Below are 12,272 nucleotides of genomic sequence, written 5' to 3'. Positions count from 1 at the left end.
TTCTTCATAGGGCGACCAGCCGTACCGGGTCGCCGGTTTGCAGTTGCAGGGCCTGGAAGCTTTCCGGGTCCAGGTTGACCAGGTCCCCCGGCGCTTCGTCCAGGTGCACCAGGGCGGCCCGGTATTGCCCCAGCCGCTCGTTGCTCGCCAGCCAGGCCCGGCCGCTGCCGCTCTGCGGGCCCGGGCAGGCGTTGGCGATCAGGCTGTGGCGGATGGAGCGAACGCCGTTGTGGCGGGCGTACAGCGTCGGGCCGCCGTCGAACAGGTCGACATAGTGGTTGGCTTCGAACCCCTCGCGCAGCAGGATCTCGTAGGCCTCGCGACCCTGCGGGTGGACCTGGCCGATGCAGTCCTGGGCCGCCTTGGGCAGCATCGGGATGTAGATCGGGTATTGCGGCATCAGGTCGGCGAGGAAGCTGCGGCTTTGCAGGCCGCACAGGCGCTCGGCCTCGACATAGGGCAGGTCGAAGAAGTGCTTGCCCAGGGCATCCCAGAACGGCGAGTGGCCGTCGTCGCTGCTGTAGCCGACGATCTCGGTGATGCTGGTGTCGGCGAAGCGCGCGCCATGGGCGGCGATAAACAGCAGGCGGGCCCTGGAGAGCAGCTCCGCCATGGGCGTGCCGACCAGGTCCGGGTCGATATGAAAGCCGCGCAGCAGGCTGTGGTTGCTCAGGTCCTGGCACAGCGACAGGGTCGGCACGCCGTGCTGCACGTTCAGCTCCCGCGAGCTGCTGACGAAAGGCCGGTTGCGCAGGCTGTAGAAGGGCGCGGAAAACCCGGCCATGGCGAGGATTTCCGAGCAGCCGCGCAGCTGGCCGCGGGCCGGGTCGTGCAGGACAAAAAAGTAGTTCTCCGGCCCCGGCGCCTGCACCTTGGCGGCGAAGGAGGCGCAAGAGTCGAGAATCTTGTCCAGCAGGTGCTGTCGATCGTCCGGCAGGGACGTCACCCCCACCAGGCTTTCACGGGCCAGCCGTTGCAACTCCGGCAAATCGTCTGGCGCAACTGGGCGTAAGACCAGCATGGATGTACTCCTGTATCAAAATGATCGACGCCTGGCCGCGAGACCTGGGGCGCCGAACCTGACAATCACTGTCGGTTTCCACGCATTACTGCCACGGCCCGCGAGGGCGGGCGGTGGCACGCAGGCACCTGTCGGCGCCCGCTCGGATTCGCCGGGGCACCTTCATGGTGCCGCGGCGGCCGGGGGTGTTGATTAAAGTGGATCGGCCAGCGCCGTATTGGCGCCCAGCTTGTTGAGGAAAAACAGGTAGACCAGGCCGATGGCAATCCAGATGCAACCGAGTTTCTGCGCATCGACCCCCATGTTGTACATGATCGCGCAGACAATTAGGAAGCCGATCACCGGACAAATCAGGTGACGCAGTACCTGGGCCGACTTGTTGCGGCGCCAGTAGTGATTGATCACGGTCAGGTGCAGCAGCATGAAACCGCTGAGGGCGCCGAAGTTCACCAGGGAGGTGAGGGTGTCCACCGAGTTGATGAACAGGTAGCAGATCAGCAGCGACAGCACCGCCACCAGGTAGATGCTGACGTGCGGCGTGTTGTGCCTGGGGTGGACCTTGGCCAGGATCTTCGGCAGCTTGCCGTCGCGGGCCATGCCGAACAGCAGGCGCGACACCGCCGCTTGCGAGGTGATGGCCACTGCCACGCCCCAGGCCAGTGCGGTGGCCACCGCGGTCAGGGTCGCCAGCCAGCTGCCGCCGGCGATTTCGGCGATCTCGTAGAAGGCCGTGTCGGCCGACTTGAAGCCCATGCCGGCGGCCAGGTCGGTGGCGATCCAGGTCTGCACCACGAAGATCGCGCCCATCACCAGCAAGGTAATCAGCGCGGCGCGGCCGACGCTCTTGCCCGGCTCGCTCTTGATCTCTTCGGCCAGGGTGGAAATGGCATCGAAACCGAGGAACGACAGCACGGCGATCGACACGCCCTGCATCAGCATGCCGAAGTGGAAATGCTCCGGGCTGTACAGCGGCGCCAGGGTCAGCTGGCCGTTACCGGTGCCACCGTGCAGGGCGTTCCAGGCGTAGAACAGGAAGATCCCCAGCACCACCAGCTGCGCCAGGAGAAACACGATGTTCATCCGTGCGGTGAAGGTGATGCCGCGCAGGTTGACGAAGGTGGCGCTGACCAGGAACGCGAGGATGAAGCCGACCTTGGGAATGTCCGGGTACAGGTGGTTCAGCGCCATGGCCGCATAGACGTACAGCAGCGGCGGGATCAGCAGGTAGTCGAGCAGCATCAGCCAGCCGGCGATGAACCCGACATGGGGGTTGAGCCCGCGCTGGGCGTAGGAGTAGACCGAGCCGGCGATGGGAAAGGCGCGGGCCATGCTGCCGTAGCTGAGGGCGGTGAAGAGCATCGCCAGCATGCCGATGATGTAGGCCAGCGGCACCATGCCCGGTGCTTCCTGGTTCACATAGCCATAGACCCCGAACGGGGCGATCGGGATCATGAAAATCATCCCGTAGACCACCAGGTCGCGCAGCGTCAGGCCGCGCTTGAGTTCCTGTTTGTAGCCGAATTCTTCAATCTCCATGAAGAGGTTCTCCTTGTCAGCCAAAGGGGGGGCGGATGCCTGACGCTGATGTCGATGGACGACCTGGAGCGGCAGGCAATGTATTTGAACCTGGCAGGTTTAAAGACACGCCACGGCGGTTTTTTATAGTTGTTGTACCGGTACAGCAAACAGCTTTTTTACAACCACAGCTCCATCCTGGTTCACAGCCTTTTCTACAACAGCGGTGCCAGATAATCCGTCCAGCACTGTATGGCCTGCGGGGTGCGCAGCAGGTCGTTGCGCACCTCGATCAATACCGAATCCAGGCCGCGGGCATCGCCGTGGGCCGGCACGGTCATGTCGCCCAGGGCGTCGATCTTGTACGGCTCGTTGCCGGCGATCTTCACGTCGTGGACCGACATGCCTTCCAGCAGGCGCCGGGCGTAACCCTCGGCGCGATCGAACAGCACGCCCATCTCCAGGGTGCGGCGCTGGCCGTAGTACAGCGGGGTGAAACTGTGGATGCCCACCACCCGCACCGGCCGGCCCGCGGCCAGGCGCGCATCGATCAGCCCGCTCAGGCGCGCATGAAAGGGCCTGAACAGCTGCTTGCGGCGGTACTCGCGGGTGGCTTCGTCGAGGTGCTGGTTGCCCGGGATCTGGTAGATCTCGCTCTGCAACGGAATGCTGTCGTGGGCCTGGCACGGGCGGTTGAGGTCGATCAGCAGCCGCGAATAATTGGCCGTCAGCAGGGTGGCGCCGAGGGTCTGCGAGAGGTTTTCCGCCAGCTCCAGGGCACCGGGGTCCCAGGCGATGTGCTCGCGCGCTGCTTCCGGGTCCAGGCCGAGGTCGTTGAGCGCCGCCGGGATATAACGGCTGGCGTGTTCGCAGACGAGGATCAGCGGGTGCGCGGAGTCTTCTCGCAGCAGCCGGTAGGCCGGTCGGGTGTACAGCCCCAGTTCAGCGGTTTCAGTACAGGTGTGCATAGTGCTCACAGAGTTGGGCAGGGGTCAGGTGCTCGGTCAGTTTCACTTCCTGGTGTTTGACGGCGAAATAGGTTTCCAGCAGCGGGGCTGGCAGGGCTTGCAGCAGTTCCGGGCAGTTGCGCAGGCAGTCCAGCGCCTGCGGCAACGAGGCCGGAAGGGCGACGATGCCGCGGTCCTGGCGCTGTTCTGCGCTCAGTTCGTCCGGCACTTCGTCGGTCACGGCGCGCAGTGACAACTTCTGTTCGATGCCCAGGCGCCCGGCGATCAGCACCGCGGCCATGGCCAGGTGCGGCGAGGCGGTGGCGTCCAGCGCGCGAAATTCCAGGTTGTACTGCGGCGCCACGGGCTTGCCGCCGATGCTCACGGTGGGGCAGATGCGCAACGAGGCTTCGCGGTTGCGCTGGCCCAGGCAGGCGTAGGAGGCGCTCCAGTGATGGGGCTGCAAGCGTGCGTAGGAAATTGGCGTCGGCGCGGTAAAGGCGCAGAGCGCGGGCAGGAACTTGAGCACCCCGGCCGCCCAGAATTGGCCGAGGGACGACAGGCTGTTGGCCCGCCCTTCCTCATACAGCACCGGCGTGCCATCCAATTTCTGCAGGCTCAGGTGCAGGTGCACGCCATTGCACACTGCGTGTTCCGCGGTCTTGGGCGCGAAGCTCAGGCCATGGCCGAGCTGCCGGGCGATCTCGCGGGTGATCTCGCGCACGTTCACCGCGCGGTCGGCGGCGGCCACGCCCTGGGTCGGGCGGCAGGTGATTTCGTACTGGTGCTTGCCGTATTCGGGCAGGAACATTTCCGGCTCGACGCCCGCGGCGCGCAAGGCGCTGAGCAGCCAGCCACCGAAGTCCGCGCCCTGGCGCTGGGCCTGCAGGGAGAAGGCCAGGCGTTCCGGTTGCGCGGTGGCGCTGTGCAGGTTGAATTCATGCTCGAAGGCGGCGGTGATCTGCAGCCCCAGCTCGCTGGCGTAGCGCTGCACTTCGTTGCGCAGCAGGGTGCGCGGGCAGGCGGCCCAGGGCTGGCCGTCGGTCTCGCAGATGTCGGCGTGGATAAAGTCCAGCGGCGAGGCGCTGGCGTCCGGACCGTTGCCGACCTGGACCCGGCTGGCCAGGTCGGGGATCAGCCGCAGGTCGCCACGGGCGCCCCAGGGATTGGGCTCGGCAATGATGTCCTGCGGGGTCAACGCGCTGTTGGCCGGGACCCAGCCGCAGCCGGCGCTGGTGTAGCTGTCCAGTTCGTCGCTGGGGAACGAGCGGCCACGGCTGACGCCGATCAGGTCGGTGGTGAGCAGGGTGGTCATGGCCACCGGCTGCAACGGCTCGTTGTTCCGGCTCATGCCTGCATCTCCCGCAGGCGGCCGAGCACGGTCCGGGTATCGGTGATCCAGCAGTAGCCCTTGATCGCATTCAGGCAGGCCTGGTGCCGGGCGTCGGTGTAGGTAGCGCAGGCGTCTTCCACCAGGGTCACCAGGTAACCGCGGTCGGCGGCGTCGCGCACCGCCATGTCGACGCACTGGTCGGTGACGATGCCGGCGACGATCAGGTGGCGGGTCTGCAGGTTGCGCAGCACGTAGTCGATGTTGGTCGAGTTGAAGACCCCGGAGGAGGTCTTGGGCAGGACGATTTCGTTCTCCTGTGCCGCGAGCGGCTCGATGATCGCCGCCTGCGGGCTGCCCTTGGGCAGGTGCATGTCCGACAGCTTGTGGTCCAGCGAGCGGTCGCGGCCATCGGCGGTCAGGCTTTCGATAATGGTGTGCAGCACGTTCTGCCGGGCGCCGCGCATGGCCGCCAGGAGCTTCTGCTGGTTGGGAATCACCTGCTCACGGGTGCGCTTGATGAAGTACTCGGCGTCCGGCACCTGCAAATGCGGGTCGAGCTGCGGATCGAGCCAGGCCCGTTGCATGTCCACCAGCAGCAGGGCGGTGCGGTCGAGGGTGAATGGCAGGTCGCGGGGCGAGTGGTGGGGAAGGCAGACCATCCTTATTTGTCCTCCAGCAGGTGAGTGGCGAATTCGTTGCGCAGGGCGTCGATGCCTTCCAGGCGTCGGTCCAGGTCGGTGCTGCGCAGGCTCAGGCTGGCGACCAGCGCCTCGACCTGGGCCAGGGCCGGCACCAGGGTGTCGAAGGCCGAAGCCGACTCCACCGGGGCGCTGATGATCAGGTCCGCCAGCTCCCGCAGGGGCGAGGCGTAGATGTCGGTGAACAGCACCACCCGCGCATGCCGCGCCTTGGCCGCGCTGGCCACGCGCAGGGCCTGGCTCTGGTAGCGGCGGTAGTCGAACAGCAGGACGATGTCCTGGCGCTGCACGTCATACAGGCGGTCGGGCAGTTGCGCGTTGTCGTCCAAGGCCATGCAGCCGGGGCGCATCAGGCGCAGGTGATTGAGCAGGTAGCTGGCGAGAAAGTTGCTGAAGCGTCCGCCGTAGCAGTACAGCGCATGTCGGCTGTCCAGCAGCCAGTCGACCAGGATGCGCACGTCTTCGGGCTGGGTCAGGGCCTGGGTCTGTTCCAGGCTGCGCAGGCTGCCTTGCAGGTAATGGCTCCAGGCATCGTCCCGAGGGACCTGGGCCCGCGGTTGCAACAGGGTGCTGGGCGAACGCAGGCGATCGTCCATGTCGCTGAGCAGCGCTTCCTGGAACTGCGCATAACCGCCGAAGCCGAGTTTTTTCACCAGCCGCACGATGGTCGGGTCGCTGACGCCGGCGTGCTCGGCCAGCCGTGACATGGGCCCCAGGCCGTTGCGCGGGTAATGGTCGAGCAGGGCACGGATGACCTTGCGCTCCGAAGGCGTGAGGTCGAGGGCCGGGTCGGTGATCTGGTCTCTGAGAGACGGCATAAAACGCCTTCGCGAGTGGAATGTCGTTTTTGTTTCACTGAAAGTGAAAACAGTATTTATGTAATTTACGCTACATGTCTAGTGAAAAATGGAAGCGCCCGCGAACGCCCCAAAAGAGGGCGAAAAAGCCCAGGTTTATTGGCTGTTCGAGGTTTTTTGGGGCACGCCATCAGCGCGGCAGGGTGCCGCGAAAGGCCGCGCTCAGGGCGCGCAGGGTTTCCTCGGAGCGGGCGTCGGTGGGCCGCGCAAGCAGGACGATTTCGCTGACCGGCAGCAGCGGCAGGCCGAGGCGTTCGCCAACCTCCGCCGCACCGGCCGGCGCCACCCGATGGGCCAGCGCCGCCACCCCGAGCCCGGCGCTGACCGCGGCGCAGACGGCCATCACGCCACCGCCGATAAACACTTCGGTCCAGGGAATGCCGGCGTCGTCCAGTACGCGCACGGCGATATGCCGCACGCCACAGGGCGCGGCCATGGTCGCCAGCCGCAGCGGGGTACCCGGCACCTGCTGCCAGGCTGGCGCGGCGAACCAGCCGAAGCGCTCGACCACCAGCACTTCGCCGTCCTGGCGCGCGCCTTCGTTGCGCACGATGACTGCGTCCAGTTCCTCGCGGTCGAAGGCCGCCGTCAGGTCCCGGGAGGAGGCGATGCGTACCTCGATGATCAGCAACGGATCGTAGGCGGCGATGCGGCTCAGCAGTTGCGGCAATTCCGCGCCGGCCACGTGGTCGCTGATGCCGATGACCAGCCGTCGCGCCGGTGCCGCCTGCATGTCGCCCAGGGCCCGCTCATGGGCGCGCAGCAGGTCGCGGGCGGCCTGCATGAACTGCTCGCCGACCGGGGTCAGGCGCACATGCCGCGGCGTGCGCTCCAGCAGGCGATAGCCGAGGCGTTCCTCCAGGCGCTTGAGCTTGAGGCTGATGGCGGCCTGGGAGGTGTCCAGCGCCTGGGCGGCGCGGGTGAAGCTGCCGAAGTCGGCGATCAGCACGAAGGCGTGCACGGTGTCGATGTCCAGCGGCCTGAGGGGTTCGCTCATATCGGATACTTATCGCAGATATATGTGTCGATATCTTGTTGTAATGGCTGGCCCTGCGCAAGCTGGCAATACCTTCACGCACAGGAGCATCGCCATGTTGGCCAAACAGTATTCACACCGCCTGCCCGCCGATTACGACATGGGCGTGATCCGCCATCGCGCCGCGGATCGCGGGCCCCTGTGGGACGAGGTCGACGGGTTGCTGTTCAAGGTCTTCGCCGGCCAGGAGCGGGGCGTGCACGGCGCGCGGCATAACCTGTACGCCTCGATCTACCTCTGGGCCGATCCGGCGGGCGCCGCGCGGTTTCTCATGGGCAGCGGTTTCGACAGCGTGATCGACTCGTTCGGCCGTCCGCACATCGAGTCCTGGCTGCCCCTGGACTGGCGCCGCGGTTCCAGCAACCAGGCGCGGACTCTCTATCGCGAACACCTGGCGATCGATCCGCTGGCGGACCGCGCCAGGTTGCTGGCCGAGCAGGTCGAACACAATCAACGGCTGGCCGATGACCCGGACACCTTCGCCGTGTTCGTCGCCCTCGACCTGCAGGCCTGGGAGCTGGTGCGCTTCACCCTTTCGGCCAGCGCGCCCGACAGTACACGCGGCGCCGAGCGCTATGAGGTGCTGTACCTGGCCCGGCCGGGGCTCGCCAGCGCTTAAGTCTGGCGGCGACAAGTTGGGAATCCCCCGGCGACACATGATACAAACGCAGCCACATTGCCCCCTGCGTCCATTCAACGTCGAGAGATTCCCCGTGCCGGCCACCCGCTTGACCCTGATCTGCCATGCCCGAACCGTCGCCCAGAAGCTGGCGTGTTTTCCGCTGGACGAGCCGCTGGAGATGGACTGGCAGGCGCAGGCGGGCTCGCGGGCCGCGGCGTTCAAGCGTGCGCCGCGCCTGCTCAGCGCTCCTGAGCAACGGGCGCGGCAGACCGCTGCCTTGTATGGCGCCAGCGTGGAAACGGTGCCGGCGCTGCGCGACTGTGACATGGGCCGCTGGCAGGGCCTGGCCCTTGACGATCTGCACCGTGGGCAGCCCGAGGCCCTGCAAACCTGGCTGGCCGACAGCCACTCGGCGCCCCACGGCGGCGAGTCGGTGGCGCAGCTGTGCGAGCGGGTCGCGGCGTGGCTGGCGGCGCTGAGCGAGCAGCCCGGGCATGTGCTGGCGGTGACCCATCCGCTGGTCATCCGCGCGGCGCTGCTGCACGTCATGCAATGCCCGCCGGCCAGTTTCAATGCCATCGATGTCGAGCCGCTGGCCCAGGTCGAACTGCGCTTCAATGGCCGCTGGAGATTGCGCCTGGATCAGCGCGATTAGCGGGCTTGGCTCGGCGTGGCCTGGGGATTTTTTCGCGAGCAAGCTCGCTCCTACCGGGTTGGCGCAAATCATGGTAGGAGCGAGCTTGCTCGCGATAGGCCGCAGAGCGGCCGCCCTGTGACGCGCCGTCGCAACCCAGCCATACTCCATCCCCCGAGCAGCACCCGAGACCCGCTCCCATGAAAACCCTCCTGATCATCGGCATCGGCGCCGGCAACCCCGACTACATCACGATGCAGGCGGTCAAGGCGCTCAATCGCACCGATGTGTTCTTCCTGATGGACAAGGGCCAGAGCAAGGACGCGCTGATCGACCTGCGCCGGGAAATCTGCGAGCGCTACATCGAGCAGCCCGGCTACCGGTTTGTCGAAGCGCAAAGCCCGGAACGGCTGCGCGGTGCCGAGGTGGATTACCGGGCCAGCGTCGCCGAGCTGAACCGCGACAAGCAGCGCACCTTCGAGCGGCTGATCGACGAGGAACTGGCGGACGGCGAGACCGGGGCCTTCCTGGCCTGGGGCGATCCGGCGCTGTACGACAGCACCATCCGCATCCTGCAGGCGATCCTGGCCAGCGGCCGCTGTGCGTTCGAGTTCGAGGTGATCCCCGGCATCACCAGCGTCCAGGCCCTGGCGGCGCAGCACAAGGTGCCGTTGAACCGCATCGGCCGCTCGGTCGAGATCACCACCGGCCGGCGGCTGGCGGCGGGGCAGGTGAGCGATGCCGACAGCCTGGTGGTGATGCTCGACGCCGAGGACTCCTATCGCCAGGTGGCGGACCAGGACCTGCAGATCTACTGGGGCGCCTACCTCGGCACGCCGGAGGAAATCCTGATCGCCGGCCGGCTCAAGGAGGTCGCCGGGCAGATCCAGCAGGTGCGCAAGGCGGCGCGGCAGGCCAATGGCTGGATCATGGACACCTATCTGTTGCGTAAGCCCGAGGATTGAGGGGAGCTTCTATAGGTGCGAGGCTTGCCCGCGATAGGGTATTCGGTCGGCGAGGTACAGGTTCGACGCTCTCTGCCCAAGACGTTCTCCACACGACTTGCAGGCCGCAATCCAGGCACGAAAACCCGAAAACATGCAGGGATCGGCGGGGTTTTCCGCGGTCATTGCACCAGTACGGGGCGGGCCCGGCGTCGTCCTGATCGGGAAGTGGTTTTTCTGTAAGTATTTGTCGCATAAACACAATTTGCCGCCCGGGCGCCGCTCTAGACTGCTGGCCACTTCGATTTCCCCCAATCGAACCTTTCTGCCAATAAGAGCCTCCGTCTACGGGAGTTATAAATGAAGAAGCTTGTGATGTTCGGTGCCCTGGCACTGTCCATGCTGTCCCTGACCGCCGTGGCTGACGATGCCAAGCCGATCCGCATCGGTATCGAAGCCGGCTACCCGCCATTCTCGATGAAAACCCCCGACGGCAAGCTCACCGGCTTCGACGTGGATATCGGCGATGCGCTGTGCGAGCAGATGAAAGTCAAATGCACCTGGGTCGAACAGGAATTCGACGGCCTGATCCCGGCGCTGAAGGTGCGCAAGATCGACGCCATCCTGTCGTCCATGACCATCACCGACGATCGCAAGAAAAACGTCGACTTCACCATCAAGTACTATCACACCCCGGCGCGCTTCGTGATGAAGGAAGGCACCGAGGTCAAGGACCCGCTGACCGAACTCAAGGGCAAGAAAGTCGGGGTGCTGCGCGCCAGTACTCATGACCGTTTCGCCACCGAAGTGCTGGTGCCGGCCGGGATCAACCTGGTGCGTTACGGCTCCCAGCAGGAAGCCAACCTGGACATGGTGTCCGGTCGCATCGACGCGCTGCTGGCCGACTCGGTCAACCTCGACGACGGCTTCCTGAAAACCGACGCCGGCAAGGGCTTCGCCTTCGTCGGTCCCGAGTACAACGATCCGAAATACTTCGGTGGCGGCGCCGGCATCGCCGTGCGCAAGGGCGATACCGCCCTGGCCGAGAAATTCAACACCGCCATCACTGAGATCCGCGCCAACGGCAAGTACAAGGCCGTGCAGGACAAGTACTTCAAGTTCGACGTCTACGGCGAGTAATTCGCTGCACTGAAAAAGGCGGCTACCGTGAAGACGGCGCCGCCTTTTTTGTTGGCGTTGTTGTGTCGGACTGGACGACGTAGCGCCTGGATGCAGGATTGCCGAGGAGCAGGGCGATCCCCTGTAGCCGCTGCCGCAGGCTGCGCCAAGGTCCGCAGGACCTTCAGCGATCTTGAGGGCGTCACGGCCGTGCCAGCCGAACGCAGCCTGCGGCAGCGGCTACAGGAAGCTCGCGCCGCCTGGCAGCGGACGACGACCTTTTCACGGCCGCGCAAATGCCTCAGGCTACGGCCCCCGCCGAACTCCATTTTTCTTCCGGAGCCCTTCATGCAACGCATCGACCATTCCTTGCCCTGGAGCCACCTGGGCACCCAGCGCCAGCTCAGCGTGTTCCGTTTTGGCAGCGGCAGCCGCAAGGTCTATATCCAGGCCAGCCTGCACGCCGACGAGCTGCCGGGCATGCGCACCGCCTGGGAACTGAAAAAACGCCTGAGCGAACTGGAAGCCCAGGGGCAGCTCAAGGGCGTGATCGAACTGGTGCCGGTGGCCAACCCCATCGGCCTCGACCAGCACCTGCAAAGCAGCCACCTGGGGCGGTTTGAAAGCGGCAGCGGGAAGAATTTCAACCGCGCCTTCGTCGAACTCAGCGGCCCGGTGGGCGACCTGATCGGTGACCGCCTGGGCAGCGATGCGGCGGCCAACGTCGCCTTGATCCGCCAGACCATGGGCGAAGTCCTCGACCGCCTGCCGGCCCCGGCTTCGCAACTGCAAGCCCTGCAGCGCCTGCTGCTGCGCCATGCCTGCGACGCCGACATCACCCTCGACCTGCACTGCGATTTCGAGGCGGCGATCCATCTGTATGCGTTACCCCAGCACTGGCCGCAGTGGCAGTCCCTGGCCGCGCGGCTGAAGGCCGGGGTGGCGCTGCTCTGCGAAGACTCCGGCGGCAGTTCGTTCGACGAGTCCTGCTCCACGCCCTGGCTGCGCCTGGCCCGCGACTTCCCGCGGGCGGCCATTCCAGCGGCCAACCTCGCCACCACCCTGGAGCTGGGCAGCATGGGCGACACCCGGGTCGAACAGGCCCAGGCCAACTGCGAAGCGATCCTCGGTTTTCTCGCCGAGCAAGGGTTGATTGATGGCCACTGGCCGGCCACTCCGGACGCCTGTTGCGAGGGCATGCCGTTCGAAGGCACCCAATACCTGTTCGCCCCGCACCATGGGGTGGTCAGCTTCCTGCGCGAGGCCGGCGAGTGGGTGGAGCGGGGCGACGCGATCTTCGAGGTGGTCGACCCGCTGAACGACATCGTCACCGTGGTGCGCGCCGCCACCAGCGGCGTGCTGTTCGCCCTGGACCGCAGCCGCTACACCGAGCCGGGTATCTGGCAGGCCAAGGTCGCCGGCCGCGAACCGATCCGCAGCGGCAAGCTGACCAACGATTGAAGCCGGCCTTGATATTCAGGTGGTTCCCTGTAGGAGCGAGCTTGCTCGCGATGGCCGCTACGCGGCCAAAACAACCAGGCAACGG

The 12,272-nt window shown here is 65.9% G+C and carries 12 protein-coding genes; 5 read left to right on the top strand and 7 right to left on the bottom strand.

Annotated features, from left to right (window positions below; translation table 11 throughout):
* Positions 1–4: 4 nt before the first annotated feature.
* The 7 genes from DK261_RS06405 to DK261_RS06375 form a co-directional block, all read right to left on the bottom strand.
* Positions 5–1,021 (bottom strand): arginine N-succinyltransferase, encoded by a 1,017-nt coding sequence (locus tag DK261_RS06405; protein WP_110175420.1) that lies wholly within the window; start codon positions 1,019–1,021, stop codon positions 5–7.
* Between the two features lie 192 nt (positions 1,022–1,213).
* Positions 1,214–2,557 (bottom strand): APC family permease, encoded by a 1,344-nt coding sequence (locus tag DK261_RS06400; RefSeq protein ID WP_096373683.1) that lies wholly within the window; start codon positions 2,555–2,557, stop codon positions 1,214–1,216.
* 194 nt (positions 2,558–2,751) lie between these two features.
* A complete protein-coding gene (locus DK261_RS06395; protein WP_028682915.1) occupies positions 2,752–3,504 on the bottom strand; it encodes an N-formylglutamate amidohydrolase in 753 nt (250 codons plus the stop codon).
* On the bottom strand, positions 3,488–4,834 hold the full coding sequence (locus DK261_RS06390) for a glutamine synthetase family protein (RefSeq protein ID WP_053268638.1): 1,347 nt from the start codon (positions 4,832–4,834) through the stop codon (positions 3,488–3,490). Before DK261_RS06390 ends, DK261_RS06395 begins: the two co-directional genes overlap by 17 nt.
* Positions 4,831–5,475, bottom strand: coding sequence for an isochorismatase family cysteine hydrolase (locus DK261_RS06385; RefSeq protein ID WP_009048188.1), 645 nt, complete (start codon positions 5,473–5,475; stop codon positions 4,831–4,833). Before DK261_RS06385 ends, DK261_RS06390 begins: the two co-directional genes overlap by 4 nt.
* Before the next feature lie 2 nt (positions 5,476–5,477).
* Positions 5,478–6,332 carry a MurR/RpiR family transcriptional regulator gene (locus DK261_RS06380; protein WP_009048189.1) on the bottom strand — a complete coding sequence of 285 codons (855 nt, stop codon included), beginning with the start codon at positions 6,330–6,332 and terminating at the stop codon, positions 5,478–5,480.
* Between the two features lie 169 nt (positions 6,333–6,501).
* Positions 6,502–7,368: a LysR family transcriptional regulator gene (locus tag DK261_RS06375; RefSeq protein ID WP_053268639.1), complete on the bottom strand. Its 867-nt coding sequence runs from the start codon at positions 7,366–7,368 to the stop codon at positions 6,502–6,504.
* Between the two features lie 94 nt (positions 7,369–7,462).
* Here DK261_RS06375 and DK261_RS06370 point away from each other — a divergent pair, with 94 nt between their 5' ends.
* The 5 genes from DK261_RS06370 to DK261_RS06350 all read left to right on the top strand — a co-directional run bounded on the left by DK261_RS06370 (position 7,463) and on the right by DK261_RS06350 (position 12,187).
* Positions 7,463–8,026, top strand: a complete 564-nt coding sequence (locus DK261_RS06370) for a DUF4865 family protein (protein ID WP_041988381.1) — start codon at positions 7,463–7,465, stop codon at positions 8,024–8,026.
* 94 nt (positions 8,027–8,120) lie between these two features.
* Entirely contained in the window at positions 8,121–8,684 is a 564-nt protein-coding gene (locus DK261_RS06365) for a histidine phosphatase family protein (RefSeq protein ID WP_103330814.1), read from the top strand.
* Positions 8,685–8,863: 179 nt separating this feature from the next.
* Positions 8,864–9,628: a precorrin-6A synthase (deacetylating) gene (gene cobF / locus DK261_RS06360; RefSeq protein ID WP_103330813.1), complete on the top strand. Its 765-nt coding sequence runs from the start codon at positions 8,864–8,866 to the stop codon at positions 9,626–9,628.
* Between the two features lie 339 nt (positions 9,629–9,967).
* Entirely contained in the window at positions 9,968–10,747 is a 780-nt protein-coding gene (locus DK261_RS06355; protein WP_009048194.1) for an ABC transporter substrate-binding protein, read from the top strand.
* A gap of 327 nt (positions 10,748–11,074) precedes the next feature.
* Positions 11,075–12,187 carry a succinylglutamate desuccinylase/aspartoacylase family protein gene (locus DK261_RS06350; RefSeq protein WP_009048195.1) on the top strand — a complete coding sequence of 371 codons (1,113 nt, stop codon included), beginning with the start codon at positions 11,075–11,077 and terminating at the stop codon, positions 12,185–12,187.
* The last annotated feature ends 85 nt before the right edge of the window (positions 12,188–12,272 follow it).

Source organism: Pseudomonas sp. RW409 (assembly GCF_003184125.1).
In the GTDB taxonomy this organism is placed as follows: Bacteria; Pseudomonadota; Gammaproteobacteria; order Pseudomonadales; family Pseudomonadaceae; genus Aquipseudomonas; species Aquipseudomonas chlororaphis_I.
Note: the sequence above shows the minus strand (reverse complement) of the source record. Positions and strands in the feature narration are given on the sequence as shown.